The organism is Rhodococcus sp. T7 (assembly GCF_009872365.1).
Classification (GTDB): domain Bacteria; phylum Actinomycetota; class Actinomycetes; order Mycobacteriales; family Mycobacteriaceae; genus Rhodococcus_F.
Map to the genome: position 1 here is coordinate 46,791 of NZ_WXYH01000044.1, position 25,130 is coordinate 71,920.

General features: G+C 67.9%; 28 protein-coding genes. 16 read left to right on the plus strand and 12 right to left on the minus strand.

Annotated features, from left to right (window positions below; all coding sequences use genetic code 11):
• Positions 1 to 3 precede the first annotated feature (3 nt).
• Positions 4 to 264: a hypothetical protein gene (locus MLGJGCBP_RS06595; protein WP_005251602.1), complete on the minus strand. Its 261-nt coding sequence runs from the start codon at positions 262 to 264 to the stop codon at positions 4 to 6.
• Positions 265 to 382: 118 nt separating this feature from the next.
• Here MLGJGCBP_RS06595 and MLGJGCBP_RS06600 point away from each other — a divergent pair, with 118 nt between their 5' ends.
• The gene (locus tag MLGJGCBP_RS06600) at positions 383 to 1,891 is read left to right on the plus strand and encodes a glutamate--cysteine ligase (protein ID WP_160094504.1); all 1,509 of its coding nucleotides are present in this window, start codon (positions 383 to 385) and stop codon (positions 1,889 to 1,891) included.
• Between the two features lie 17 nt (positions 1,892 to 1,908).
• Here MLGJGCBP_RS06600 and MLGJGCBP_RS06605 read toward each other — a convergent pair whose 3' ends face one another.
• Positions 1,909 to 3,090, minus strand: a complete 1,182-nt coding sequence (locus tag MLGJGCBP_RS06605; protein ID WP_160094505.1) for a globin domain-containing protein — start codon at positions 3,088 to 3,090, stop codon at positions 1,909 to 1,911.
• Between the two features lies 1 nt (position 3,091).
• Positions 3,092 to 3,565, minus strand: coding sequence for an RrF2 family transcriptional regulator (locus tag MLGJGCBP_RS06610; protein WP_160094506.1), 474 nt, complete (start codon positions 3,563 to 3,565; stop codon positions 3,092 to 3,094).
• Between the two features lie 251 nt (positions 3,566 to 3,816).
• On the opposite strand from MLGJGCBP_RS06610, the gene MLGJGCBP_RS06615 reads away from it, so the two are divergent.
• The 4 genes from MLGJGCBP_RS06615 (at position 3,817) to MLGJGCBP_RS06630 (ending at position 7,422) form a co-directional block, all read left to right on the plus strand.
• A complete protein-coding gene (locus MLGJGCBP_RS06615; protein ID WP_160094507.1) occupies positions 3,817 to 4,701 on the plus strand; it encodes a universal stress protein in 885 nt (294 codons plus the stop codon).
• 73 nt (positions 4,702 to 4,774) lie between these two features.
• Positions 4,775 to 5,815 (plus strand): LLM class F420-dependent oxidoreductase, encoded by a 1,041-nt coding sequence (locus tag MLGJGCBP_RS06620; RefSeq protein WP_087559201.1) that lies wholly within the window; start codon positions 4,775 to 4,777, stop codon positions 5,813 to 5,815.
• Between the two features lie 49 nt (positions 5,816 to 5,864).
• Entirely contained in the window at positions 5,865 to 6,755 is an 891-nt protein-coding gene (locus MLGJGCBP_RS06625) for a universal stress protein (RefSeq protein ID WP_087559056.1), read from the plus strand.
• 31 nt (positions 6,756 to 6,786) lie between these two features.
• Positions 6,787 to 7,422 (plus strand): response regulator transcription factor, encoded by a 636-nt coding sequence (locus tag MLGJGCBP_RS06630; RefSeq protein ID WP_087559055.1) that lies wholly within the window; start codon positions 6,787 to 6,789, stop codon positions 7,420 to 7,422.
• Between the two features lie 8 nt (positions 7,423 to 7,430).
• On the opposite strand, the gene MLGJGCBP_RS06635 is transcribed toward MLGJGCBP_RS06630, so the two are convergent.
• Positions 7,431 to 9,077: a sensor histidine kinase gene (locus MLGJGCBP_RS06635; protein ID WP_160094508.1), complete on the minus strand. Its 1,647-nt coding sequence runs from the start codon at positions 9,075 to 9,077 to the stop codon at positions 7,431 to 7,433.
• A 117-nt stretch (positions 9,078 to 9,194) separates the two neighbouring features.
• Here MLGJGCBP_RS06635 and MLGJGCBP_RS06640 point away from each other — a divergent pair, with 117 nt between their 5' ends.
• On the plus strand, positions 9,195 to 9,821 hold the full coding sequence (locus MLGJGCBP_RS06640) for a Tat pathway signal protein (RefSeq protein ID WP_160094509.1): 627 nt from the start codon (positions 9,195 to 9,197) through the stop codon (positions 9,819 to 9,821).
• Between the two features lie 12 nt (positions 9,822 to 9,833).
• On the opposite strand, the gene MLGJGCBP_RS06645 is transcribed toward MLGJGCBP_RS06640, so the two are convergent.
• From MLGJGCBP_RS06645 to MLGJGCBP_RS06660, 4 genes are all read right to left on the minus strand, one after another.
• Positions 9,834 to 10,562 (minus strand): SRPBCC family protein, encoded by a 729-nt coding sequence (locus tag MLGJGCBP_RS06645; RefSeq protein WP_160094510.1) that lies wholly within the window; start codon positions 10,560 to 10,562, stop codon positions 9,834 to 9,836.
• A 332-nt stretch (positions 10,563 to 10,894) separates the two neighbouring features.
• Complete coding sequence (locus tag MLGJGCBP_RS06650; RefSeq protein ID WP_087559051.1) at positions 10,895 to 11,221, minus strand: cupin domain-containing protein; 327 nt, start codon at positions 11,219 to 11,221, stop codon at positions 10,895 to 10,897.
• 75 nt (positions 11,222 to 11,296) lie between these two features.
• A complete protein-coding gene (locus tag MLGJGCBP_RS06655) occupies positions 11,297 to 11,791 on the minus strand; it encodes a dihydrofolate reductase (protein ID WP_160094511.1) in 495 nt (164 codons plus the stop codon).
• Positions 11,791 to 12,594 (minus strand): thymidylate synthase, encoded by an 804-nt coding sequence (locus tag MLGJGCBP_RS06660; RefSeq protein ID WP_087559049.1) that lies wholly within the window; start codon positions 12,592 to 12,594, stop codon positions 11,791 to 11,793. The genes MLGJGCBP_RS06655 and MLGJGCBP_RS06660 overlap by 1 nt, the downstream gene beginning before the upstream one ends.
• 84 nt (positions 12,595 to 12,678) lie before the next feature.
• Between MLGJGCBP_RS06660 and cobF the strand changes: the two genes are divergently transcribed.
• From cobF to MLGJGCBP_RS06685, 5 genes are all read left to right on the plus strand, one after another.
• Positions 12,679 to 13,419 (plus strand): precorrin-6A synthase (deacetylating), encoded by a 741-nt coding sequence (cobF, locus tag MLGJGCBP_RS06665; RefSeq protein WP_087559048.1) that lies wholly within the window; start codon positions 12,679 to 12,681, stop codon positions 13,417 to 13,419.
• Between the two features lie 55 nt (positions 13,420 to 13,474).
• Positions 13,475 to 14,341 (plus strand): Fpg/Nei family DNA glycosylase, encoded by an 867-nt coding sequence (locus MLGJGCBP_RS06670; protein ID WP_087559047.1) that lies wholly within the window; start codon positions 13,475 to 13,477, stop codon positions 14,339 to 14,341.
• Between the two features lie 38 nt (positions 14,342 to 14,379).
• Entirely contained in the window at positions 14,380 to 15,591 is a 1,212-nt protein-coding gene (gene purT / locus MLGJGCBP_RS06675; protein WP_160094512.1) for a formate-dependent phosphoribosylglycinamide formyltransferase, read from the plus strand.
• A complete protein-coding gene (locus MLGJGCBP_RS06680) occupies positions 15,588 to 16,070 on the plus strand; it encodes a DUF456 domain-containing protein (protein ID WP_160094513.1) in 483 nt (160 codons plus the stop codon). Before purT ends, MLGJGCBP_RS06680 begins: the two co-directional genes overlap by 4 nt.
• Positions 16,071 to 16,166: 96 nt before the next feature.
• A complete protein-coding gene (locus MLGJGCBP_RS06685; protein WP_160094514.1) occupies positions 16,167 to 16,931 on the plus strand; it encodes a hypothetical protein in 765 nt (254 codons plus the stop codon).
• A gap of 14 nt (positions 16,932 to 16,945) precedes the next feature.
• Here the strand turns inward: MLGJGCBP_RS06685 and MLGJGCBP_RS06690 are convergent, their stop codons facing one another.
• Together MLGJGCBP_RS06690 and MLGJGCBP_RS06695 are read right to left on the minus strand one after the other, a co-directional pair.
• Positions 16,946 to 17,701, minus strand: a complete 756-nt coding sequence (locus MLGJGCBP_RS06690) for an amidohydrolase family protein (RefSeq protein WP_160094515.1) — start codon at positions 17,699 to 17,701, stop codon at positions 16,946 to 16,948.
• A 123-nt stretch (positions 17,702 to 17,824) separates the two neighbouring features.
• Positions 17,825 to 19,216: an FAD-dependent oxidoreductase gene (locus MLGJGCBP_RS06695; RefSeq protein WP_087559042.1), complete on the minus strand. Its 1,392-nt coding sequence runs from the start codon at positions 19,214 to 19,216 to the stop codon at positions 17,825 to 17,827.
• Positions 19,217 to 19,429: 213 nt separating this feature from the next.
• On the opposite strand from MLGJGCBP_RS06695, the gene MLGJGCBP_RS06700 reads away from it, so the two are divergent.
• From MLGJGCBP_RS06700 to MLGJGCBP_RS06710, 3 genes are read left to right on the plus strand one after another with little or no spacing between them, the layout of a single operon-like run.
• A complete protein-coding gene (locus MLGJGCBP_RS06700) occupies positions 19,430 to 19,882 on the plus strand; it encodes an Rv0361 family membrane protein (RefSeq protein WP_160094516.1) in 453 nt (150 codons plus the stop codon).
• A gap of 48 nt (positions 19,883 to 19,930) precedes the next feature.
• A complete protein-coding gene (locus MLGJGCBP_RS06705; RefSeq protein WP_087559200.1) occupies positions 19,931 to 20,350 on the plus strand; it encodes a rhodanese-like domain-containing protein in 420 nt (139 codons plus the stop codon).
• Positions 20,347 to 21,570, plus strand: coding sequence for an O-succinylhomoserine sulfhydrylase (locus MLGJGCBP_RS06710; RefSeq protein WP_087559040.1), 1,224 nt, complete (start codon positions 20,347 to 20,349; stop codon positions 21,568 to 21,570). Before MLGJGCBP_RS06705 ends, MLGJGCBP_RS06710 begins: the two co-directional genes overlap by 4 nt.
• A gap of 66 nt (positions 21,571 to 21,636) precedes the next feature.
• On the opposite strand, the gene MLGJGCBP_RS06715 is transcribed toward MLGJGCBP_RS06710, so the two are convergent.
• Positions 21,637 to 21,957: a type VII secretion target gene (locus tag MLGJGCBP_RS06715; RefSeq protein ID WP_160094517.1), complete on the minus strand. Its 321-nt coding sequence runs from the start codon at positions 21,955 to 21,957 to the stop codon at positions 21,637 to 21,639.
• Positions 21,958 to 22,050: 93 nt separating this feature from the next.
• Between MLGJGCBP_RS06715 and MLGJGCBP_RS06720 the strand changes: the two genes are divergently transcribed.
• Positions 22,051 to 23,721, plus strand: coding sequence for an alpha/beta hydrolase (locus MLGJGCBP_RS06720; RefSeq protein WP_160094518.1), 1,671 nt, complete (start codon positions 22,051 to 22,053; stop codon positions 23,719 to 23,721).
• 11 nt (positions 23,722 to 23,732) lie between these two features.
• Positions 23,733 to 24,251 carry an LppA family lipoprotein gene (locus MLGJGCBP_RS06725; protein WP_236580950.1) on the plus strand — a complete coding sequence of 173 codons (519 nt, stop codon included), beginning with the start codon at positions 23,733 to 23,735 and terminating at the stop codon, positions 24,249 to 24,251.
• 21 nt (positions 24,252 to 24,272) lie between these two features.
• Here MLGJGCBP_RS06725 and MLGJGCBP_RS06730 read toward each other — a convergent pair whose 3' ends face one another.
• Positions 24,273 to 25,064: an HAD-IIA family hydrolase gene (locus tag MLGJGCBP_RS06730; RefSeq protein ID WP_160094551.1), complete on the minus strand. Its 792-nt coding sequence runs from the start codon at positions 25,062 to 25,064 to the stop codon at positions 24,273 to 24,275.
• Positions 25,065 to 25,130 lie beyond the last annotated feature (66 nt).

Here is a 25,130-nt window from a genome sequence, read left to right on the forward strand (position 1 = left end):
GGCCTACTCGGGCTCGAGATCGTCGTCGTTGCGGAACACGAGTGGTCCGCTGTCGAGGGCGATCGCCCAGCGGCGTGACACGGCCCAGTCCCGGCCGTACGAATCGTTGCTGATGTCCTGGACGCCGGCGAAATCGTCGACGATGACGCCGGCCTCCAGGGGCCACTTCTTCTCGGCCAGTTCGTGATCGGCCGAGTGCCGCGTTTTCACGCGCGTGCCCACGGAGAACTCTGGTTTCTTCTTGGAGTCGGTGTCAGGCGTCATCTCCGGTCCTTCCGCTCACCAGCGTCTGGTTCGAGGTTAGCCCGCCATCCCTCATTCGCGCGGGCCGAACGGATATGCTCCCCCGTGAGCGCAGTTCGACGCGCAGTTGGGGAGTGGTATGGGTCGCGAAGTGACGTCTCGGACATTCACCCGAGAAGACCGGCGCCTGTTCCGGCAGAAGGTGCTCATGTGCGTCGACGCGCTCGAGAGGATGCTGCGGGAGGGAGCGTTCGTCGACGACGTCTCCCCGCCGCGGCCCATGCTGGGCATGGAGATCGAGTTCAATCTCGTCCACGCCGACATGACGCCCGCGATGTCGAATCTCGCGGTCCTCGAGTCGATCGACGACGACGCCGTGTTCCAGACCGAGCTCGGCCAGTTCAACGTCGAGATGAACGTCCGGCCGGGTCCCCTGATCGGTGAGGGCATGTTCGAGCTCGAACGCACCCTGCGGGCGTCGCTGCACGTCGCCGACGCCCGGATCCACGGGCACGACGCCCAGCTGGTGATGGTCGGCATGCTGCCGACGCTGGAACTCGAGCATCTCGGCCGCGAGTGGATCACCGCGAACCCCCGCTACGAGCAGCTCAACGACCAGATCTTTGCCGCCCGCGGTGAGGACATCGAACTCGACCTCGAGGGTGTGCCGCTCGAGGGGCGGGCCGCCGAACAGCTGAAGGTGGACGCCAATTCGGTGCTCCCGGAAGCCGCATGCACGTCGCTGCAACTGCACCTGCGCGTCGCGCCGGACGAATTCGCCGCTCACTGGAACGCCGCGCAGTGCCTGGCCGGTGCCCAGGTGGCGCTCGCGGCGAACGCACCGTTCATGGCGGGTAAGGCGTTGTGGCACGAGTCCCGCATCCCGATCTTCGCGCAGGCCACCGACACGCGTCCCCTGGAGTTGAAGAACCAGGGTGTGCGGCCCCGCGTGTGGTTCGGCGAGCGATGGATCACGTCGGTATTCGACCTGTTCGAGGAGAACTCCCGGTACTTCCCGGCGCTGCTGCCGGAGGTGTCCGACGTCGACCCGTCGGCCGAACTCGACGCGGGCCGGGTGCCGGACCTCAACGAACTGCAGATGCACAACGGCACCATCTACCGGTGGAACCGACCCGTGTACGACAGCGACGACGGCAAACCGCACCTGCGGATCGAGAACCGGGTGCTGCCCGCGGGCCCGACGGTGCTCGACACGATGGCGAACGCCGCGTTCTACTATGGTGCGCTGCGCGGGCTCGTCGAATCGGATCGGCCGGTCTGGTCGCGGATGTCGTTCAACGCGGCCGAGGAGAACCTGCACGCCGGCGCGAAGTTCGGTATGGATGCCGGGTTGTACTGGCCCGGTGTCGGGTTCGCGGGCGCCGACGAACTGGTCCTGCGGCGGCTGCTGCCGATCGCCGACGAAGGACTCGCCGCGTTCGGGTTGTCGGCGAAGGCCCGCGACCGGTACCTCAGCGTCATCGAGGGCCGGTGCGTCACCCGGCAGACGGGGGCGTCGTGGCAGCGTGCGCAGGTGGTCCGGCACGAGAACACCGGGCTGAGTCGCCGGGAAGCCCTGGCCGCCATGTTGCGTCAGTACGTGGAGAACATGCGGGAGGGCAGCCCCGTCCACACCTGGCCGGTGTGAACGGGGCCGCGCCCGTCTCACACGGTGGCCGACCAGCTGTCGGGGCCGAACACCTCGTAGTGGATGTTCTCGGCGGGCACGTCCTTGGCGAGGAGCGCCTCGCGTATTCCGAGCATGAACGGCAGCGGGCCGCACAGGTAGGCGCGGGTGCCGGGCGCGATCGTGACCTCGCCCAGGTCGGCCCGTCCCTCCCGCAGGCCACCCTCGGGACGTCGGGTGCCCAGGTCCTCGTACCAGCGGTGCATCACCGCGAACGGCAGTCGTTCCACCAGTTCGGTGAGCTCCGCGCGGTGCGCGTGACTGCTGGCGGACCGATCGGCGTGGAGCACCGAGATCGGGCGGCTGTCGTCGGTGTCGGCGAGGTGGCTGAGCATCCCGATCATCGGGGTGCACCCGATGCCCGCGGACACCAGGAGCAGCGGTGCGTCGTCGTCCTGCAGGACGAGATCGCCGAACGGCGTCGACACCGTCAGGACGTCGTCTTCGAAGACGTTGTGGTACAGGAAGTTCGACACCTCACCGGCGCGTTTCACCGAGATCCTCCAGTCGCCGCGCGACGGAGCTGACGACAAGCTGTACTGACGGATCTGGCGTGCCCCGTCCGGCAGGCGAACCGCGACGGAGAGGTACTGCCCCGGAGCGAACGACGGGAGCGGTGCGCCGTCGACGGAGGTGAGCACGAACGACACCGTGTCTGCGGACTCGTGCCTGCGCTCGCGGACCCGCACGTCGCGCCAAACTTCCCCGGCGGCCACACCCGCCGACGCGTACAGGCCGGCCTCCATCGCGATCAGGGTCTCCGCCATCAGCCAGTACACCTCGTCCCAGGCGGCCGCGACCTCGGGAGTCACGGCGTCGCCGAGGACCTCGACGATGGCTGCGAACAGGTGGGTGTGCACGATCGCGTACTGCGACGGTTCGATCCCCAGCGACGCGTGCTTGTTGGCGATCCGCGACAGGATGAGGTCGACGCGCGCCTGATCGGGTTCGAGTTGGAGAGCGGCGAACGCGGCGATGGCGCCGGCCAGCGCCTTCTGCTGTTCGCCCTGCTTCTGGTTCCCGCGGTTGAACAGGTCTCGTTCGAGTTCGGGATGAGCGTCGAACATCTTGCGGTAGAACAGCGTCGTGATGTCCGAGATCGCGGCACCGACCACGGGCAGGGTGGCGCGGATGACGTCCGTCGAGGTGGGCGAGAGCATGTCATTCTCCGATCGTTCGAGAAAATTGGGAAGTTGAGGTGGCCACCCGGGGGAGGGCGAGCAGCACGGTTCCGGTGGGTGACCCGGTGAGGTCTTCGACGGTGAGGCCGTCCAGCGACTCGAAGAACGCGTTCTGTGCGCGCCGGAGCGCCGACCGCAGCAGGCACCCCGATCGCAGCGGGCACGGCTGGGCGCCGTCGCAGTCGACGACCTCCGCATTCCCCTCGAGTCGGCGGGCGAGCCAACCGACGGACGCGGTGCGGCCGAGTTCGGTGATGGCCAGACCGCCGGAACGTCCGCGGCGTGCGTCGACGATGCCGAGTTCGCCGAGACGGGTGATCACCTTGGCGGCGTGGGTGTACGACACCGACAGTTCCTCGGCGATCGCCCGGCTACCCGGCCGTTCGCCCTCCCCGGCCACGGCCAGTCGCATGACCACCCGCAGTCCGAGGTCGGTGAACTGTGTGAGTTGCATGACCCGAACGTACTTTAATTCTCATCCCAGATACCAAATTTGTGACCGACATCGCTCGGGATTTTTTCTGGGTCGAAATAGGTAGTGGCACAGTCGTATTCAATCGAGGCGCACCACTCCACTTCTCATCATCGCCTAATCCGGCCGTTGCGGCTACGGCCGGAGAGCCCGAATCGGTGGGGACTTAAGTCCCCACGTCGAAACGTGAAGGGCGGCAGACGCGAAAAGCAGGCCGGGGATAGTGTGAAGCCATGAGCACACGGGACCGCAACAGCGTCGTCGTCGGCGTCGACGGATCGGACAGCTCGAAGTCCGCCGTCCGGATGGCTGCCGAACTCGCCACCGAGCGTGGACTGAACCTCAAGATCATCCACGCACTCGACTTCGCTCCGTACGGGTTCGGCGGCCCGTACATGGATTCGGGCGGCGTGTACGAGTGGGTGGAGGCGAGCGGCAAGGCGATTCTCGCCGAGGCGCAGGAGCAGGCGTTCGCGGTCAATCCCATCATCGAGGTCTGCACCGAACTGTCGATCGGGAGCAGCGCCCAGTGGCTCGTCGACCTGTCCGAGAACGCCCGGATCGTGGTGGTCGGCGCGTCCGGGTCCGGGGCGGCGGCCACCGCGCTGCTCGGAAACACGGCGATCAACGTCACCAGCCACGCGCACTGCCCGGTCGTCGTGGTCCGCGGTGACGCTCACGCGGGCGGGCCCGTCGTGGTCGGCGTCGACGGCAGCGCCACCAGTGAGCGAGCGATCTCGGTGGCCTTCCAGGAGGCATCGATGCGGAATGCTCCGCTCGTCGCCGTCCACGTGTGGAGCGACCTCGGGTCGAAGGCGTTCGAGGACCCGCGGGCCGCGGCGCTCGTTCCGCAGGGACTCGAGGAGGACGAACGCGCCGTCCTCGCCGAGAGCCTCGCCGGCTGGCAGGAGAAATACCCCGACGTGCAGGTCACCCGCGAGGTGTACATCGACAATCCGCGGGCACGGTTGCTCGACTGGTCGAAGAAGGCGCAACTGCTGGTCGTCGGCAGCCGGGGGCGCGGAGGATTCAAGGGGATGCTGCTCGGTTCGACCAGCAACAGCCTGGTCGGCGGGGCACAGTGCCCGGTAGTCGTGGTGAGGCCTGCACGCCCCTGAGGCCGTTGCGCGCAGTAGTGTTCTGGAACGAAGCAGGAACAGGTTGCAGGTAACGCCAGGATTGGGGAACGACGTGCGCATAGGTATGGGCTTGAACTACAGCGGCGGTTTCGCCGAGACGGTCGACGAGGTCGCCGACCTGGAGAAAGCCGGGCTCGACATCGCGTTCGTGCCCGAGGCCTACTCGTTCGACGCGGTTAGCCAGATCGGCTACCTCGCCGCCAAGACCACCACCCTGGAACTCGCTTCGGGCATCTTCCAGATCTACACCCGCACCCCGAGCCTGACGGCGATGACGGCCGCCGGCCTCGATTTCGTGTCGGACGGACGCTTCGTGATGGGCCTCGGCGCGTCCGGCCCGCAGGTGATCGAGGGTTTCCACGGCGTCAAGTACGACGCCCCGCTGGGACGCACCCGCGAGGTCGTCGAGATCTGCCGCAAGGTGTGGCGCCGCGAGAAGGTCGAGTTCCAGGGCAAGTACTACCAGATTCCGCTGCCCGCCGAGAAGGGCACCGGGCTGGGCAAGCCGCTGAAGATCATCAACCACCCTGTGCGTGATCGCATCCCGATCGTCATCGCCTCGCTCGGACCGAAGAACGTGGAGTTGACCGCCGAGATCGCCGAAGGCTGGGAACCCATCTTCTACCACCCGGAGAAGGCCGCGAGCGTGTGGGGCGAGCCGCTGGCCAAGGGCAAGGCGAAGCGCGACCCGAGCCTCGGCGACCTGCAGGTCTTCGCGTCGCCCGCCCTGGCCATCGGCGACGACGTCGACCACATGCTCGACTGGGTCCGCCCCGGTCTCGCCCTCTACATCGGCGGCATGGGTGCGAAGGGCAAGAACTTCTACAACGACCTCGCGGTCCGGTACGGCTACGAGAAGGAAGCCGAGACCATCCAGGACCTCTACCTGTCGGGTAAGAAGGACGAAGCCGCCGCCGCCGTGCCGGACGACCTGGTGCGGGCCGTGTCGCTGATCGGTCCGGAGAGCTATGTCGCGGAGCGGGTGGCCGCGTTCGCCGAATCCGGGGTCACCACGCTCACCGTCACACCGCTCGCCGCGGATCGTGCGGGACGTGTCGCGTTGGTCGAGAAGCTCCGCAACATCTGCGGGTAGCACCGCACACCTCAGCAGTGCACAGCCGGAAGAATCAGGAAAGGTGACCATGACCGGAATCAAACCGATCGTCGTGGGTGTGGACGGATCCGAGTCGGCATCGGCCGCCGTGGCGTGGGCCGCTCGGGCCGCCGCCGCACTGTCGCTCCCGCTGCACATCGTGACAGTGGTCCACATTCCTGCCTTCTATTACACCGAGCCGTATCTGGCCGAGAGCTTCAAGGAAGAACTCGAGGACACGGCGAAGGCCCGGCTGGGCAGTGCACGGGTGCACGCCAAGCAGACGGTGGACGCGCCGATCGACATCACCACCGAACAGTTCGAGGCCAAGGTGAGTCAGACCCTCATCGACCTGTCCGCGAACGCGCACATGGTGGTGCTCGGTTCGCGCGGGCACGGTGAGTTCACCGGCCTGCTGATCGGTTCCACGACGTCCGCGGTCGCCGCGCACGGCCACTGCCCGCTGGTGGTCGTGCGGGGGCGCACCATGGACGGGCAGCCGCCGACCGAGGGGCCGATCGTGGTCGGTGTCGACGGTTCGGAGAGCAGCAGGGCCGCGTTGGAAGTGGCGTTCGAGCAGGCCGCCGCGCGCGGTGCGAGCCTGGTCGCGGTCAACGTGTGGAGCGATGTGAGTGTGCAGCCGTCGCTCGGCGCCAGCCCGGACGACCCGCTGTGGAGCAGCATCCAGACGGGCGAGGAAGTGGTGCTGTCGGAGCGCCTCGCCGGGTACCAGGAGCGGTATCCGGACGTGACGGTCGAACGCGTCGTCGCGCGCGATCGCCCGGTGCGCGTGCTCAGCGAATTCGCCGAGAAGGCGCAGCTGATCGTCGTGGGCAGCCGCGGACGCGGTGGTTTCACGGGAATGCTGCTGGGCTCCACCAGCAACGCGTTGCTCCACACCGCGGACTGCCCGGTGATGATCGTCCGGCCGGAGAGCTAGCGCGAACTGTCAGTCGCTTGGAGGTGCACACATGACCACGCGAGTGTTCCTGGTCGACGACCACGAGATCGTGCGACGAGGCTTGGTCGATCTACTGGGCAGCGCGCCCGACCTCGAGGTGGTCGGGGAGGCCGCGTCGGTCGGTGAGGCGATGGCGCGGGTCCCGGGCAGTGGCGCCGACGTCGCCGTCCTCGACGTCCGGTTGCCGGACGGCAACGGCGTCGAACTGTGCCGGGACCTGCGCGCCGCGCTGCCCGGACTGCGGTGCCTGATGCTGACGTCGTTTTCCGACGACGAGGCGCTGTTCGACGCCATCATGGCCGGGGCGTCCGGATTCGTCCTCAAACAGATCCTCGGCACCGACCTCGTGGCGGCCGTGCGGACGGTGGGGGAGGGCGGTTCGCTCCTCGACAGCAGGGCGACGTCGGCGCTGATGAACCGGATCAGGTCGGCCCGCCGGGACGACCCGCTGGCGCAACTGTCCGAGCAGGAACGCGCCGTGTTCGACTTGATCGGCGAGGGGCTCACCAACCGGGAGATCGCCGAGCGGCTCTTCCTCGCCGAGAAGACGATCAAGAACTACGTGTCGAGGCTGTTGTCCAAACTGGGGATGCAGCGGCGCACGCAGGCGGCGGTGCTGGCCACCGAGTTACGCAAACAGCGCTGAAAGTTTCGTCACGCCAACGGGACCTGCCAGGTGACGACGGTCCCCCCGCCCCCGGAATGGACGGTGCAGGTGCCGCCGCAGTGCTCGGCGCGCCGATCGAGGTTGTCCAGTCCGCTGCGCCGGGCGCCGTCGGCGATCCCGATGCCGTCGTCCGCGACGGTGACGACGAGGTCGTCCCCGGCGGCCACCGAGATGTCGATGGTGGTGGCCCGCGCGTGCCGCAGCGCATTGCTCAGGGCCTCGCGCAACACCGCCTCCGCGTGCGGGTGGATGCGGCTGGGCACGAGAGTGTCGATGGCGCCGGTGAACTGGACGTTCGGCGCGACCGGCGAATGGGAGGTCAGGTCGCCGATCACGTCGAGCAGGCGGCGCCGCAGGCTGGTTGCCGACGCGATGCCGGTGGCCTGCAGATCGAAGATGGTGGTGCGGATCTCGCGCACCGTCCGGTCGAGTTGCTCGACCGCGGTGGCGACGATGGTGCGTACGCCGTCCGGAACGTCCCCGACCGCGTGAGTGCTCTGCAGGCTCATGCCGGTGGCGAACAATCGCTGAATCACGTTGTCGTGCAGGTCGCGCGCAATTCGGTCGCGGTCGGCGAGCACCGACAGCAGGCGTTGCTTGCTCTGCTGGTCGGCGAACTCCACCGCGACGGCAGCGAGGTCGGCCACCGATTCGAGTCGAGCCACCTCGTCCGGATCCCACGGAGTTGTGCCACGCGCGGTGACCACCAGAACCCCGCCGACCCCCGACGCCGTCGACAGCGGCAGTACCGCGGCCCGCCCCGCCTCGGCGGAGAACGGTGCGAGACCGTCGATGCCCGTCAGCAGTGCGGGGGTGCGGGAGCGCAGCACTTCGGCGAACGGCTCGGCCTGGGTGGCGGTTCGGAAGTTGGTGCGCAGCGGCCGCACCGCGCTGTCCGCCCCGACCACCGCGCCCTCGCCGAGCGTGACGACGATGAAGACCTCGTCGCCGCTGGACAGTTCGCGTACCTCGGCGGCGAGGGTGTGCAGCGTTTCGTCGAGTGATCCGCCGACCATCAACCGGGAGGTGATCGCCGCGACGGCCGTCAACCACCGTTCCCGCGTCCGTGATTCCTCGAACAGCCGGGAATTCTCCACCGCCACGCCGGCCGACGTGGCGAGCGCGCGCAGAATCACCTCGTCCTCGTCGGTGAACTCCGGTCCGCTGAGTTTCTCGGTCAGATAGATGCTTCCGAAAACTTTGCCCCGCATCATGATCGGCATGCCCAGGAAGCTCTGCATCGGTGGATGGTTGGGCGGGAAGCCGAGCGACCCCGGATGATCGGCCAGGTTGGCGAGGCGCACCGGGCGGGGGTCGTGGACCAGCAGTCCCAGCAGCCCGCGGCCCTCGGGCAGGTGGCCCATGTGCGCGCGATCTTCCGGCGTGATGCCCTCGTAGACGAACTCCGACAGGCCGCCGTCGGGGGCGTGGACACCGAGCGCGCCGTAGCGGGCGTCGAGCAGGGACGTGGCCGAATTGACGATGCGCTGCAGGGTGGAATCCAGCTCGAGCCCCGACCCGACCACCAGGACCGCCTCGAACAGGCGCTGCAGACTCCGGCGGGTGGGAATCACATCGGCGAGCCCCTCCCGGAACTCGCTGATCCTCGCCTCGTGCCCACCGTCCGCTCCCATGTCAGCAGCATAGGTGTGGGGGAGGCGTAACACCGCCAACCACGGCGTCGATAAGAGCTCGAGTGTTTACTCATCCGAACTAATGCTTACCCATTGACGTGACGAGGGAGAAGAAGAATGAATCGACGGCACTTCGCACGACGGGTCGCAGCAGGTCTGACCGCTGCAGTGGCAGCGACGATGATGTTCACCGGTGTCGTGTCGGCGCAGCCCGCGGATTCCGCACCCGTCGTCGACCCGGCGACCGCGATCGCGAAGCTGCGCACCGTGGCCGCCGGAAACCCCGAGGCCGAGGCCGCCATCGAGCGACTTGCCGCATCGCCGACCGACACGGCGGCGGCGACGAACATCGCCCTGCCGGGCCAGATCTTCCAGGTCCCCGCGTACTCCGACACCGGGCAGGGCGGTCCCGTCCTCGGACAGCTGTACGGCGCGGGTGTGGCGACCAACATGAGCAACCAGTTCCGCTTCGGCTTCTTCGGCGGACCGGGCGTCATCGCGAACGACCAGGCCGGCGCCGAACTCGACGTCGTGTACTACAGCTTCGCCACCGGTGCCAGCGGCATCGTCAAGCTGGACCAGAACAACGTCGCGGTTCCCACGGTCGTGTCCACGGCCCCGGTCGCCGGGCTCGGCAGCGGCCTGGTCGTCGCGGCCGTGTACGGCTCGCTGAACCACCAGGTGGGGCCGAACGTCGTCAAGAGCACGATCTGGTGGCCCACCCTGGGCACCGTGCTCGCCTGACCGGTCGAGAACTCAGGTGGCAGGTTCGGCCCCGGGCCGGGCCTGCCACCACTCCGTCCAGCGCTGTTCGAGTTCGGCCCACTCCTCGTCGTCCAGGTCGTAGGCCGCGAGCAGGATCTGCGCACCGCCGTTCGGGCGTGCGGTGTTGACGGGCTGCTCGCCGAACTGCAGCAGTCCCGGGCCGAGGTCGTCGACACTCACCGCGGTCTGGTGCTCGCCGACGAAACACACCACCCCGTGCAGCAGATCGCCCATCTCCGCGACCGCGGTGAAGTGATCGCCCACCTTCATGCCCGTGAGCTTGTCGAGGCCGAGCAGGTGCTGCGCCGAATCGCCGTCCGCGACCGGGCCTTCGAGGAACAGTGTGCGACGCTCGTCGAGCCCGTGCCGTTCGATGCCGAACTTGAGGAACTGCAGGAACGTCGTCCAGCCCTCGGTGACGTCGTCGTACCAATCGTCCGCGGCGGGATCGCCGCCCCGTGGCGGCCGCGTGATCCGCACCAGCGTGGTGCCGTCGTGCTCGTGGAGGCTGAACCGGTCGGCGCCGCCGAGGGTGAGGGTGAAGGCCTCGGAGTCCTCCGTCACGTCGTCGCCGAAGTAGATTTGCCGGATCTCGTCGTCCAGGCCTTCGACATCCCAGCCGTGCCAGCGTCGAAGCAACTCCGGGTCGCGCAGGGCAGGCCACACGACCGACGGCGCCGCAGCCACCGATACCTCGATCACGGGCGGGGTTTCCGTCATGCGCTCTCCTGCGTCTCCGCTGCTACCGGTCCGACCTGCACCGCCGACCGCCAGAGATGCACCACCATGACGACGAACGTCACGCACCACACGGTGAATGCACACCACAGTTCGGCACTACCGACCATACCCACGAGCGGAAGGTGGTCCGCCCGGCCCAGGAGAAGACGGCGACCGCGTACATGCCGAGGGGGAAGATCAGCAGCAGAACCGAGAGCAGGTCGAAGCCGCTCAGTTCGTACCCACCGAGATGATGCCGCCGGCCATGACGATCGCGAAGTAGCCCGGGTTCAGGCTCCGAACAGAATCGGCGAGCCGATCACGCACGACCGTCACATGGCGACGGTGAGCAGGAACGCGACGTCCTCGATGGCCTCGACGCTGTGCCGGTCCGTCGGGAGGACCAGCAGGTCGCCGGTGGAACCCTTCCACGAGTCCTCGCCGGCCACGAGGTTCAGTTTGCCGCTGAGAATGAACAGGGTGGCCTCGCCCGGGCTCTCGTGTTCGGCCATTTTCTGACCCGCGGCCAGGGCGATGACGGTCTGCCTGAGGCTGCGCCGATGCCCGCCGTACACGGTCTGCGAACTGCGGCCGCTGGACGTCCCGCCTGCCAACTTCAGTTGCTGACGGGCAAGGGCGGTCAGTGACTTCTTGTCCATGAGGTGAGTATGAACCACTGCGCGCACCGTCACCCGTCGAATGGGGTAACGGTGCGGTGGCAAACAGGTGGCCGGTCAGCGCTTGATGTAGGTGATCCAGCGGTACCGGGTGCCGTTCTTCGCCGACGTGAGCCACTCACCGGTGTCCTGCGGGTGCCAGGACTCGTCGATCGCGGGTGCCCAGGCGTCGCCGTCGATCGTCACGTCGATCTCGGAGACCAGCAGCTGTGTAGCGAACGGCATTGCCGCCGTGTAGATCTGACCGCCGCCGATGACGCAGACGTCCTCGTCGGTGAGCGCGAGCGCCGAGGCGAGGCCGTCGGCGGACTCGGATCCCTCCGCAGCCCAGCCGGGCTGACGGGTGATCACGATGTTGCGCCGTCCCGGCAGGGGCCGGAATCGCGGGGGCAGCGAGTCCCACGTCCTGCGGCCCATGATCACGGGGTGGCCCTGCGTCACCTTCTTGAAGTACGCCATGTCCTCGGGGACGTGCCACGGGATCGTGTTGTCGCGGCCGATGACGCCGCCGGCACCCTGCGCCCAGACCAGCTTGACCTGCCGGGCCGCCACTAGACGGCCACCGGCGCCTTGATGGCCGGATGGTGCCGGTAGTCGACGATCTCCACGTCCTCGAACGTGTAGTCGAAGATCGAATCCCGTCGGTTCAGTTTCAGCGTCGGATACGGCAACGGCTCCCGGCTCAACTGCTCGGTCACCTGGTCGACGTGGTTGTCGTAGATGTGGCAGTCGCCACCCGTCCAGATGAAGTCGCCCGGTTCGAGCCCTGCCTGCTGCGCCACCATGTGGGTGAGGAGCGCGTAGCTCGCGATGTTGAACGGCACGCCGAGGAACATGTCGGCGCTGCGCTGGTACAGCTGGCACGACAGCTTGCCGTCCGCCACGTAGAACTGGAAGAACGCGTGGCACGGCGCCAGCGCCATCTGCGGGATGTCGCCGACATTCCACGCCGACACGATGATGCGACGCGAATCCGGGTTCGACTTCAGCGTCTCGATGGTCTGGCTGATCTGGTCGATGTGCTCGCCCGACGGGGTCGGCCAGCTGCGCCACTGCACGCCGTAGACCGGGCCCAGTTCGCCGTCCGCGTCCGCCCACTCGTCCCAGATCGTCACGCCGTTGTCCTGGAGCCACTTCACGTTGGAATCGCCGCGCAGGAACCACAGCAGTTCGTAGACGATCGACTTGAGGTGCACCTTCTTCGTGGTGATCAGCGGAAACCCGTCGGCGAGGTTCCAGCGCATCTGATGACCGAAGACGCTCTTCGTGCCGGTCCCGGTGCGGTCGGCCTTCGGGGTGCCCGTGTCCATGACGAGTCGGAGCAGGTCTTCGTACGGGGTCGGCACAGATGTCACGGTACGAGCATAGGCGCTCCGCGCCCGTGCGCCTTTTTGGTAGCTGGAGCAACCACAAAGGCGCACGGGCGTTAGCCTGCCCGCATGCGTGAACTCTTCGTGATCGGCATCGGCGCCGGCGACCCCGACCAGGTGACGGTCCAGGCGATCAAGGCCATGAACAAGGCGGACGTGTTCTTCGTCATCGGCAAGGGCGACGAGAAGCAGGACCTCGTCGATCTCCGCACCGGCATCCTCGAGGAACACGTCACCGGTCCGTATCGCGTCGTGGACATCGTCGATCCGCCGCGCAACCGCACGCCGTCCGACTACGAGGGTGTCGTCGACGACTGGCACGAGCGCCGGGCGGCGCTGTTCGAGGCCGAGTTCGCGTCGGAGCCGGGGGTCGGGGCGATCCTCGTGTGGGGCGACCCGTCGCTGTACGACAGCACGCTGCGGATCGTCGAGCGGGTGCTCGCCCGCGGCAACGTGTCGTTCGACTACTCGGTGATCCCGGGTGTGACCAGCGTGCAGTCGCTGGCGGCCCAGCATCGGATCGTGCTCAACCGGATCGGCGAACCCGTCCACGTCACCACCGGGCGCCGCCTCGCCGAGGGCCTGCCCGACGGCGTCGACAACGCGGTGGTCATGCTCGACGCCCACTGCACGTTCACGCAGGTCCCCGGTGACGACGTCCAGATCTGGTGGGGCGCGTACCTGGGCACCCCCGACGAGGTGCTGATCTCCGGTCGCCTGCGGGAGGTCGAGGACGAGATCCAGCGGGTGCGCGCCGAACTGCGCGAACGCAAGGGCTGGATCATGGACACCTACCTCCTCCGCAGGTGAGTGGGAAAGTGTGGAGGAGCACACTTTCTCGCTCACATGCCGTTAGCCTGGGGACATGCCCGAGCTGCCCGAGGTGGAGGCGTTAGCCGAGTTCCTGCGTGAACACGCCGTGGGAGCGGTCGTCGGCCGGGTGGACGTGGCGGCCCTGAGCGTGCTGAAGACGTTCGACCCCCCGATCACCGCCCTGCAGGGCCGCGACGTCACGGGTGCCGCCCGGTTCGGCAAGCACCTCGCACTCGACTGCTCCGGATTGTGGCTCGTCACCCACCTCTCGCGTGGGGGCTGGCTGCGCTGGACCGACAATCCGTCGGTTGCGCCGCCGAAACCGGGGAAGGGGCCGCTGGCGCTGCGGGTGCACTTCTTCACCCCGGAGGGGGCGACGCCGGCGTTCGACCTGACCGAGGCCGGCACGAAGAAGCGGCTCGCGGTGTGGCTGGTGCACGACCCTCAGGAGGTGGAGGGGATAGCCCGGCTCGGGCCCGACGCCCTGGCCGTCACCGAACCCGAGTTCGCGGCCCTGCTGTCCACCACGTCGGCGCGGATCAAGAACGCGCTCGTCGACCAGTCGCTGCTCGCCGGCGTCGGCAACGCGTACTCCGACGAAATCCTGCACACCGCAAAGATTTCCCCCTTCGCGACGTCGCGCACCCTGCCGGAAGACCAGGTGCACGTGCTGTACGACGCGATGCGGTCCGTGCTCACCGACGCCGTCCAGAGGTCGCTCGGGCAGGACGCGGCGCGGCTGAAGGGGGAGAAGCGATCCGGGATGCGCGTCCACGCCCGGACCGGTCTGCCCTGCCCCGTCTGCGGTGACACCGTCCGGGAAGTGTCGTTCGCGGAGAAGTCTTTTCAGTACTGCGCGACGTGTCAGACCGGAGGCAAGGTGCTCGCCGACCGCCGGATGTCGCGGCTGCTGAAGTAGGCGCGGGCGCGAACGCGTGCCCGCATATAGTTGTGACCATGCGTGAACAGGCACCCGGACGGTTCGGTACCCCTCTGACGGCAGGCGCGACCCGCGTCATGCTGCTCGGGTCGGGTGAGCTGGGCAAGGAAGTGATCATCGCCCTCCAGCGGCTGGGGGTCGAGGTGATCGCCGTCGACCGCTACGACAACGCGCCGGGCCACCAGGTGGCGCACCGCGCGCACACCATCGACATGAGCGACCCGGAGGCGCTGTTGCGGCTCGTCGACGCCGAAAAGCCGCACTTCGTGGTGCCCGAGATCGAGGCCATCGCCACCGATGCGCTGGCCACGGTCGAGGAGCGCGGCGCCGCGGTCGTGGTGCCCACCGCGCGGGCGACGCAGCTGACCATGAACCGTGAGGGAATCCGGCGCCTCGCCGCGGAGGAACTGGGACTGCCCACGTCGCCGTACGAGTTCGCCGAATCGCTCGAGGAGGTCCGGGCGGCCGCCGGACGCATCGGCTTTCCCTGCGTGGTCAAGCCGGTGATGTCTTCGTCCGGCAAGGGCCAGTCGACGGTGCGCGCCGCCGACGACGTCGAGAAGGCCTGGGACTACGCGCTCGCGGGCGGCCGCGTCAATTACGGCCGCGTCATCGTGGAGGGGTTCGTCGACTTCGACTACGAGATCACCCAACTCACTGTCCGGGCGATCGGCGCCGACGGCGCGGTGGGCACGTTCTTCTGCGAGCCGATCGGGCACCTGCAGGATTCGGGTGACTACGTGGAGTCGTGGCAGCCGCAGCCGATGAGTGACACGGCTCTCGCCCGGTCCCGCGAGGTCGCGGAGAAGGTGACGTCGGCGCTGGGCGGCCGCGGGATCTTCGGTGTGGAACTGTTCGTGAAGGGCGACGACGTGTACTTCTCGGAGGTCAGCCCCCGCCCGCACGACACGGGACTGGTCACCCTTCGGACGCAACGACTCTCGGAGTTCGAACTGCATGCCCGCGCGATCCTCGGCCTGCCCGTCGACACGACCCTCACGACACCCGGTGCGTCCGCGGTGATCTACGGCAAACTGGATGCCGCCGGGATCGGCTTCGAGGGTGTCGCCGACGCGATGGCCGTCCCCGAGACCGACCTGCGGCTGTTCGGCAAGCCGGAGAGCTTCGCGCGGAGGCGGATGGGCGTCGCCGTGTCCACGGGGCCGGACGTCGAGACCGCGCGCAGTCGCGCGCGGGAGGCGGCGTCCCGCGTCGAGCCCGTCGCGTGAGTCCCGGCGCAGAAGTTCTTGTCGGCCTGGCCATCGTGGTCGGGCTCGTCGGGATCGTCATCCCGATCCTGCCCGGCACCATCCTCATCTTCGCGGCAATCCTGGTGTGGGCCATCATGACCGGTGGTGCGACGGCGTGGACGGTGTTCGCGGTCGCCACGGTGTTCCTGGTGATCAGCGGCGTCGTCAAATACACGTGGCCGGGCAAGCGGATGCGCACCGCCGGCGTGCCCAACGTGTCGCTAATCGTCGGTGGACTGCTCGGGATCGTCGGGTTCTTCGTCGTTCCCGTGGTGGGGTTGTTCCTCGGGTTCCTCGCGGGAACGTATGTCGCCGAGCTGTACCGGTTGCGTGCCCACAACCGGGCGTGGGCGTCGACGTGGCACGCCTGCAAGGCCGTCGGACTGTCGATGCTGATCGAACTGCTCGGCGCCCTGCTCGCCTCGGGGGTGTGGCTGACCGCGGTGGTCGCGACGTAGGTCGCCGAAATCGTCGCCGGGGGTATCCAGGAGCGACCTCCACCTGCGATGATGAAACGCGGATGTTGATCTTCCCGGCTAGCGGAGGAATGCGCCGTGAACAAGAAGACGACCTGGATCCTGGCCCCGCTCGCTGCCGCGACCCTCGCACTGAGTGGCTGCGGCAACGACTCGTCCGACTCGTCCGCACCGAGCGCCACCAGCGCCGCGGAGGCCACGAGCAGCGGCGCAGCGGCGCCCGCGTCGAACATGATGGAGAAGATTCCGTCACCCTTCGTGATGACCCCGCAGATGGACCCGACGTACGTCGGGTCGGTCGACGGGACCGACGCGTACATCGCGCTGGCCAGGTCGGGCGACGAGATGGTCGCATTCCTGTGCGACGGCGACGAGATGTGGACGTGGATGACCGGCACGATGGACGGCGACAAGGCGTCGATGTCGTCGCCGGACGGAGCGACGCTTACCGCGTCGATGAGCGACGGCACCGTGACGGGGCAGGTCAGCGCGCCGGGCATGCCCGACAAGGCGTTCACGGCCAAACCGGTCGCCGCGGAGGACGGGCTGTTCCGGGCAACCACCAACCACGACGGCACCGACTACACCCTCGGCTGGATCATGACTCCCGACGGCGTCCGCGGGCTCGAACGTCAGGCCAACGGATCGACCACCGGTGGCATCGCCGTCGACCGGAACGGCGACGACATGGACGACCGGCAGCGGGAGCGGCGGCAGGAACGCCGCGAGCAGCTGGACTGTGACGAGATGACCAACTACAACATGTGGCTGGTGGCGCAACCGCAGACACCGCCGGTGGCCGAGATGGTGTCGATGAACAGCGTGCAGATGGAAGGCTGCTGACACGGGGCGCGCGTCTAGCAGCGTCCGCCCGGAGTGTCGCAGCGGTACCACGCACGCGCGTTGCCGCCCATGACCTTGTCGAAGTCGTCGCCGACCGCGTCCGCGACGATGTCGATGTCGCTGTCCTGGAACACTCTTCGGGATCGGCTGCCCGGTAGGTCGGTGCCGAACATCAGCGCGTCGGGGTTGACGGCGTGGATCTTGCGCAGCACGTCGCCGACGTTCTCGATGGTGGTCCGTCCGAACCCGGTGGCCTTCACCCGGACTCCCCGGTCGACGAGGTCGAGGAGGTACGGCAGGCCCCGTGTCGACATCCCCAGGTGGTCGATGCACACGGCGGGCAACTTCGCGAACACCGGCTCGAGCGACAGCAGCAGGGTGGCGTCCACGTAGAACTCGGCGTGCCAGCCGGCCAGCTCGTACGCCCGCAGGGCCTGTTTGGTGAGGAGCTTCACGTCGGTCGCGCTGCGCCGAAGGTTGAACCGGACGGCCCGGACCCCGGCGCGGTCGAGTTCGAGGATGCTCTCGTCGGTGGTGTCGAGCTCCATCTGAGTGACGCCCACCCAGGTTGGACCGAGCTCCTCGAGCGCCGCTTTCAGGTAATTCTGATCGGTGCCCTGGTACGAGGCCGTGACGACGGCGCCGCCGTCCACGCCGAAGCCTTCCGTGCGGGCCCGGTAGTCGGCGACGGTGAACGGCTCCGGAAGGTAGCCGTGGTTCTCGACCACCGGGAACCGGGGATCGATGATGTGAACGTGGGCGTCAAACACGACTCATATCCTGCCTTGTGCGGGCGACGGGCCGGGACATCGCGTCGGCATCCGGACACGCATGGTCCGAGACGACGGAAGGGAACCTCCCGCGGGAGGTTCCCTTCGCACCGAGTCGGAAGATCAGGCCTTGTCGGGCTCGCTGGCCTTGAGCATGTCCTCACGCTCGACGACCTTGATCCGCTCGCGGCCCTCGGGCTCGCCCAGGCTGCGCTCGTGCGCATCGAGGCGGTACCAGCCCTGCCAGGTGGTGTAGGGGACCTGCTTGCCCTCGAGGAACTCGATGATCGCGTCCTCGCCCGGGTTGGCGGGCTCGGGGAAGCCGGTGCGGTCCTCGAGCAGGTTCGCGACGGTCTCGTTCGCGTCGCCCTTGGTGTGGCCGATCAGGCCGACCGGGCCGCGCTTGATCCAGCCGGTGACGTAGGTGGCCGGCATGAACCGGGCGTTGCCCTCGGCGGTGTCGTCGGAGATGACGCGGCCGGCCTCGTTCGGGACCGTGCCCGCCTGCTCGTCGAACGGGAGCTTCGCGATGTTCTGCGACAGGTAACCCACGGCGCGGTACACGGCCTGGACGTCCCAGTCGTTGAACTTGCCGGTGCCCTTGACATTGCCGGTGCCGTCCAGCTGGGTGCGCTCGGTGCGCAGACCGACGACCTTGCCGTCCTCGCCGAGCACCTCGGTGGGCGATTCGAAGAAGTGCAGGAACAGCTTGTGCGGGCGGTTGCCCACGTCGCGGATGGCCCAGTCCTGCAGGGTGTTGGCGACCATGTCGACCTGCTTGGAGTTGCGGCGCGCCTGCTCGGAGCCCTCGTCGTAGTCGATGTCCTCGGGGTCGACGATGACCTCGATCGTCGGCGAGTGATCGAGTTCACGCAGCTCGAGGGGGGTGAACTTGGCCTGCGCCGGTCCGCGGCGGCCGAACACGTGGACCTCGACGGCCTTGTTGGCCTTGAGTCCCTCGTAGACGTTGGCGGGGATCTCCGTCGGCAGCAGTTCGTCGCCGGTCTTGGCGAGCACACGCGCGATGTCGAGGGCGACGTTGCCGACACCGAGGACGGCGACCTTCTCGGCCTCGAGGGGCCAGGTGCGCGGGACGTCGGGGTGGCCGTCGTACCAGGAGACGAAGTCGGCGGCGCCGTAGCTGCCGTCGAGTTCGATGCCCGGGATGTTGAGGGCGCGGTCGGCGTTGGCGCCGGTGGAGAAGATCACCGCGTCGTAGAAGCTGTGCAGGTCTTCGAGGGTGATGTCGCTGCCGTAGTCGATGTTGCCGAGTAGGCGGACCGACGGCTTGTCGAGCACCTTGTGCAGGGCGGTGATGATGCCCTTGATGCGCGGGTGGTCGGGGGCGACGCCGTACCGGATCAGACCGAAGGGGGCAGGCATCCGCTCGAAGAGGTCGATGCTGATCCCGCCGTCAGACGCGGCATCGGATTTCATGAGTGCGTCGGCTGCGTAGATACCGGCGGGGCCGGCACCCACGATTGCAACGCGCAACGGACGTGTCTGATCAGTCATCTGGAGCGAACTACCTTCTGAAGGGCGGACAACGAAACCTCAGCTTAAATTAAGCCCAGCCTAATCGGGTGGCCGAGGTGCAGCAGACAGGGCAAAGCCCATTCTCGGGACTCACGCCTGTAGAGGGTAGTCGCCTCCGCGTTGGGGGGTCACAAACACGATTTGTAGGGGCAGCTCTATACACTCGTGGCCAGCCGAGATCGAAGGGAAGTCATGTCCGGTTCGAGCGAATCGCCTCAGCACGACGCGGGAGGCGCGGAAGATCCGGTGGATCCCCGGCGCATCACGGCGGTGCCGTTCATCGCCGCCGTCACCGTCATCGTCGTCATCCTCGTCGCCATCGTGGTGTCCAGCATGCTCTCGCCCGCGGACGAGAACGTCACGGAAGCGGACCGCATCAACCGTTCGGTCGCCGACTTCATCCAGGCCCGCAACCACGACGACGCCGATCTGCAGAAGACGCTGGTCTGTCCGTCGTGGTCCGACGACCGGTCGGTGCTCCGGGGCCGGGAAGGCGAGGTCACGCTGCAGGGCGTCGAGTCGTCCGAGGTCAACGGCGACCGTGCCCGGGCGGAGGTCCGGGTCAGCGCCGACGACGGCAAGGGTGAGACGACCGACACGTGGCAATTGACTCGGGACGGCGACACATGGGTCGTCTGCAACTGACCGTTGCCCGGAAGGGCGCACAGAACAGGGTTGTGAAAAGCTGACATGGTGAGTTACGCAGGCGACATAACGCCGGAGCATGCCTGGGAGCTGCTCCGCGACCATCCCGACGCTGTGCTGGTGGACGTGCGGACGGACGCCGAGTGGAAATACGTCGGAGTCCCCGACACGACCTCCCTCGGGCGGAAGACCGTGCTGATCGAATGGGTCAGCTACCCGACGGGCAGTCGTAACGACAACTTCGTGGACCAGCTGAAGGAGGCCGGGATCGCGGGCGGCGATAACGCCCCGGTGATCTTCCTGTGTCGCTCCGGCCAGCGGTCCATCGGTGCGGCGGAAGCCGCGACAGCGGCGGGCATCGGCCCGTCGTACAACGTGCTCGACGGTTTCGAAGGCGGCTTGGACGCCGACGGTCATCGTGGGGCGGTCGGCTGGCGGGCTCTGGGCCTGCCGTGGAGGCAGTGGTGAGTGCAATTCCTCAAGGCGGCGCGTTTCAGAAGGCGCTGCCGGACGACATCGGCCAGGGCACGATCAGCGTGCGCGGAGGAACCCTCCGTTCCGGCTTCGAAGAGACGTCCGAAGCGATCTTCCTGAACTCCGGTTTCGTGTTCGAGAGCGCGGGAGCGGCCGAGGCGTCGTTCACCGGCGACATCGACCACTTCGTCTACTCCCGGTACGGCAACCCCACCGTCAAGATGTTCGAGGAGCGGCTGCGCCTGATCGAGGGCGCGGAGGCCTGCTTCGCCACCGCCAGCGGAATGTCCGCGGTGTTCACCGCCCTCGGTGCGCTGCTCAAAGCCGGCGACCGCCTCGTCGCGGCGCGCAGCCTGTTCGGCTCCTGCTTCGTGGTGTGCAACGAGATCCTGCCCCGCTGGGGTGTGGAGACGGTGTTCGTCGACGGTGAAGACCTCGACCAGTGGGAGAAGGCTCTGTCCGAGCCGACCACCGCGGTATTCTTCGAGACGCCGTCGAACCCCATGCAGACACTCGTGGACGTGCCCCGGGTGGCGGAACTCGCACACGCCGCCGGCGCCAAGGTCGTGCTCGACAACGTGTTCGCGACCCCGCTGCTGCAGCGCAGCCTGGACCTGGGCGCCGACATCGTCGTCTACTCCGGCACCAAGCACATCGACGGTCAGGGCCGCGTGCTCGGCGGTGCGATCCTCGGGCCGAAGGACTACATCGAGGGTCCCGTCCAGAACCTCATGCGCCACACCGGTCCGGCACTGAGCCCGTTCAACGCGTGGACGCTCCTCAAGGGACTCGAGACGATGCCGATCCGCGTGCGGCACTCCGTCCGCTCGGCACTGGAGATCGCCCAGTTCCTCGAAGGTCACTCCGCCGTCGACTGGGTCAAGTACCCGTACCTCGAGTCGCACCCCCAGTACGACCTCGCCAAGCGGCAGATGAGCGGCGGCGGCACCGTCGTCACCTTCGCGCTGAACGCGTCCGAGAGCGAAGCGAAGAAGCGGGCATTCGAACTCCTCGATGGCCTGCGTCTGGTCAACATCTCCAACAACCTCGGCGACTCCAAGTCCCTCATCACGCACCCCGCCACCACAACCCACCGCGCAATGGGGCCGGAAGGTCGTGCGGCAGTGGGCATCACCGACGGCGTCGTCCGGCTGTCCGTCGGACTCGAAGACACCGCCGACCTCCTGACCGACCTGGAGCAGGCACTGGGTTAAGCGCTTCGCGCCCGTGCGCCTTTCTGGTTGTTCCAGCAACCAGAAAGGCGCACGAGCCCGGAGGGTCTAGAGGTCGAGGCTCGTGGCGGGCGCGACCGCGTGGAGGCGCTCGGCGGTAGCCGCGTCCTGGATGTCGTAGCGGCGGGCGCACTCGACGAGTGCCGCCGACATCTCGGCCAGGGTGCGCTGCAACGACTCCCGCCTGCCGTCGAGGTAGGACGTGAACCGGTCGAACCCGGCGCCGGCCGCCTCCGGCCACGCTGCCCCCGAGTCGGCGACGGCCGCGTAGATGGGGTTCAGCCGTGAGAGTGCATCGTCGAACAGGGCGTCGAGCTGACCGGCCGCTGCGCGCAGGGCACCGGTGTCGACGTGGGTGGAACCGCTCATTTTCGATCCTTCGTGTCGGTCGAGACGAGATCGGACTCCCGCGGACGCGATCGATCCGCTAGGGTACGGGCATTATGCATCCTGGGGGGGATCGTGAATCTGAGGGACATAGCCGAGTGGGACACCCGCGCGCTGCAGGCCGTGCAACGGTCGCTGTCCGAGCGGGCGGCGACCATCGCGTTCGTGCAGGACGGTCTCACCGACATCGGCCGATTACCGGCGTGGGAGGACGACGCCGCGGACGCCGCACGCCTGCGGTTCCGGATCGCCGCGGATGATCTGAGCACTGAGGCGGCTGCGGTCGCCGTCGTCGAATCGTTGGCCCGCGAGTTGTTCGACGCGGTCACGCACCTGCAGACGGAACTCGACGGCGTCCGGGACACTGCTGTCGCCCACGGCATGGCCCTGTCGGACAACGGGGACGTCGCCGACGCACTGGGACCGCCGGGCGACATCTCGGACGCGGCACGGCGCGAGGAACTCCGCGCCGAACTGCGTGCCGCGGCCCGGGCGTTGATCCTGCAGGCAGAAGACCTCGTCGCCGACGCGGCGGCCGTCCTGAACCGGGCCGCCGACGGCGGAGTCGAACCCGGTGAGGTGGGTCGCGGACTGTCCGCCCCGGCCCCACCATCGGACGGCTCCCCGCTCGCCAACCGCGAGTACTGGGACGCCCTGCCCAAAGCACAGCGGCGCGAGGTGATTGAATTGCATCCCGAATGGGTGGGGAACCGTGACGGCATCCCGTCCGCGGTGCGGCACGAGGCGAACGTGAGCCGATTCGCCGACGAGCGGTTGCGGTGGGAGCTGGAACGTGACCACCTCCGGGAAGCGCTGGACCACAATCTATTCGGTGGCGCATTCACCGACGACGACGCGAGGCTGTGGTACGCCGAGCAGAAGCTGCGCGACCTCGACGACCTCGAGGCGCTCGTCCGCGACCACCCGGACGGCAGGCTGATGCTGCTCGACCTGCAGTCGGGTGAACGGACGATGGCCGCCTTCGCGCTCGGCGACCCCGACACCGCCGACCACATCTCCGTCACCACCCCGGGCATCGACACCACCGTCGGCTCCCTCGCCGGAATGACCGACGAGGCGTCGGCGCTGAAGGCGGAAATCGAACGGCAGCTGGACCTTTCCGGCCGAACCGACGACACGGTGTCGACGATCGCGTGGCTCGGGTATCAGCCGCCGACCACCACCGGTCCGGGCAATTACGACGTCCCGTTCATCGATCAGAACGTCGGGCGTGGATGGCTCCTCGACGCGTGGCAGTCCGACCGCGCGACCGCGGGGGCCCCGAGGCTCGCCTCGTTCTACGAGGGCCTCGACGTCGCCTCGCAGACGCCCGACCCGCACATCACCGCCCTCGGGCATTCGTACGGTTCGTACACCCAGGGCCTGGCCCTGCAGGAAGCCGGACCGCGACAGCCGGTGGACGACGCCGTGTTCTACGGTTCGCCCGGCTTCGATGCGAACGACGAATCGGACCTCGGACTGGCGCCCGGCCACGGGTTCGTGATGCGCGCGCACGACGACCCGATCACCCTGGCGGACGGCTTCGGCCGGCTCGGACCGGATCCGGTGCAGACCGACCTCGAGCAACTGTCGGTGCGGGAGGCGACGACCCCCGACGGCGTGCGGCGGGAAGATGCCAACGGGCACAGCGAGTACCCACGGCCGAGCGACAACGGTGAGCTACGGGCGTCCGGCTACAACATGGCCGTGATCGCGGCGGGTCTGCCGGAACTGGCGCTTCGGTGATGATCCGGTGGTTGACGAAGACATTCGCCGTGATCGGCGCGGCGATCCTGACGAGCGGATGTGGTGGCGTGACGGGCAACCCGTACAACTTCAGCGACGAGGAGATCGCGGCGGCGGCCGAGAGCCTGAGCGCCAGGCCGACGCTCGCCGTCACCGAGAGACACGTCACCGATGCGCTGGTGCGGATCAGCGAAGCCGTCGGTGCGATCGCTCCGGACGTCCGGTGGCGGTGGCATCGCGAACGGAGCCAGGGCGGCGGCTGCCCCGGGCCGTACGCGTACACGGAGGGGCAGTCCGTCACCACGCGAGCGCTGCTGTCCGACACCCCGGTCCGCGACGCCGACTGGCCCGCGGTGCTGGCGGCGGCCCGCTTGGTCGCCACCGACGCCGGGATGGATCGCCTCGACATTCACGTCGACGAACCCGGACGGCACGATGTGACGTTCGCCGGCGAAGACGGGAACCGGATCACGTTCGGGACGTACAAGGCAACCTCCCTCCGGGGCATCACTGGCTGCCGCCACCCGTGAGTACTTGTTAACGTCCCGCGGTTAATAAGTACTCACGGGCGGCGAAGCCGCATTGCCGAACGGATCCGACGTACGGCCGACGAGGTCGGCGACCGATTTGAGCACCGCGGTGGGGCGGTAGGGGAACAGTTCCACCGAATCCCGCGTCGAGATTCCGGTGAGGACGAGGATGGTCTGCAACCCGGCCTCGAGTCCGCAGACGATGTCGGTGTCCATGCGGTCACCGATCATCAGTGTGTTCGCGGAGTGCGCACCGATGGCCCGCAGCGCCGAGCGCATCATCAGCGCATTCGGCTTGCCCACGTAGTACGGGTCGCGGCCGGTGGCCCGGCTGATCAGGGCCGCAACGGATCCGGTGGCCGGAAGCGAACCCTCGCGCGACGGTCCGGTGGGATCCGGGTTGGTGGCGATGAAGCGAGCACCCCTCTCCACCAAACGAATTGCGGTGGTGATGGCCTCGAACGAGTAGGTGCGGGTCTCGCCGAGGACCACGTAGTCGGGATCGTTCTCGGTGAGGACGTATCCGATGTCGTGCAGTGCGGTGGTGAGCCCGGATTCGCCGACGACGTAGGCGCTGCCGCCGGGGCGCTGGTTCGCCAGGAACGTCGCGGTGGCGAGGGCGGACGTCCAGATCGATTCCTCGGGAATGTCCAGCCCGGTGCGGAGCAGCCGGGCGCGGAGATCGCGCGGCGTCCTGATGGAATTGTTGGTCAGGACGATGAACGGGGTACCGGACTCCCGGAGTTCGGCCAGGAACAGGTCGGCCCCGGGGACCAGATGCTCTTCGTGGACGAGAACGCCGTCCATGTCCATGAGATAGGTCCAGCCCGGGTGCTCTACTTCGTTGCTCACCAACTCAGTATGGGGGAGCGGGAGGGT

Coding starts and splice junctions, on each gene's coding strand:
- MLGJGCBP_RS06595 (WP_005251602.1), bottom strand. CDS start 264: ATGACGCCTGACACCGACTCCAAGAAGAAACCAGAGTTCTCCGTGGGC.
- MLGJGCBP_RS06600 (WP_160094504.1), top strand. CDS start 383: ATGGGTCGCGAAGTGACGTCTCGGACATTCACCCGAGAAGACCGGCGC.
- MLGJGCBP_RS06605 (WP_160094505.1), bottom strand. CDS start 3,090: ATGCTCTCGCCCACCTCGACGGACGTCATCCGCGCCACCCTGCCCGTG.
- MLGJGCBP_RS06610 (WP_160094506.1), bottom strand. CDS start 3,565: ATGCAACTCACACAGTTCACCGACCTCGGACTGCGGGTGGTCATGCGA.
- MLGJGCBP_RS06615 (WP_160094507.1), top strand. CDS start 3,817: ATGAGCACACGGGACCGCAACAGCGTCGTCGTCGGCGTCGACGGATCG.
- MLGJGCBP_RS06625 (WP_087559056.1), top strand. CDS start 5,865: ATGACCGGAATCAAACCGATCGTCGTGGGTGTGGACGGATCCGAGTCG.
- MLGJGCBP_RS06630 (WP_087559055.1), top strand. CDS start 6,787: ATGACCACGCGAGTGTTCCTGGTCGACGACCACGAGATCGTGCGACGA.
- MLGJGCBP_RS06635 (WP_160094508.1), bottom strand. CDS start 9,077: ATGGGAGCGGACGGTGGGCACGAGGCGAGGATCAGCGAGTTCCGGGAG.
- MLGJGCBP_RS06640 (WP_160094509.1), top strand. CDS start 9,195: ATGAATCGACGGCACTTCGCACGACGGGTCGCAGCAGGTCTGACCGCT.
- MLGJGCBP_RS06645 (WP_160094510.1), bottom strand. CDS start 10,562: ATGACGGAAACCCCGCCCGTGATCGAGGTATCGGTGGCTGCGGCGCCG.
- MLGJGCBP_RS06650 (WP_087559051.1), bottom strand. CDS start 11,221: ATGGACAAGAAGTCACTGACCGCCCTTGCCCGTCAGCAACTGAAGTTG.
- cobF (WP_087559048.1), top strand. CDS start 12,679: ATGCGTGAACTCTTCGTGATCGGCATCGGCGCCGGCGACCCCGACCAG.
- MLGJGCBP_RS06670 (WP_087559047.1), top strand. CDS start 13,475: ATGCCCGAGCTGCCCGAGGTGGAGGCGTTAGCCGAGTTCCTGCGTGAA.
- purT (WP_160094512.1), top strand. CDS start 14,380: ATGCGTGAACAGGCACCCGGACGGTTCGGTACCCCTCTGACGGCAGGC.
- MLGJGCBP_RS06695 (WP_087559042.1), bottom strand. CDS start 19,216: ATGACTGATCAGACACGTCCGTTGCGCGTTGCAATCGTGGGTGCCGGC.
- MLGJGCBP_RS06700 (WP_160094516.1), top strand. CDS start 19,430: ATGTCCGGTTCGAGCGAATCGCCTCAGCACGACGCGGGAGGCGCGGAA.
- MLGJGCBP_RS06715 (WP_160094517.1), bottom strand. CDS start 21,957: ATGAGCGGTTCCACCCACGTCGACACCGGTGCCCTGCGCGCAGCGGCC.
- MLGJGCBP_RS06730 (WP_160094551.1), bottom strand. CDS start 25,064: ATGGACATGGACGGCGTTCTCGTCCACGAAGAGCATCTGGTCCCCGGG.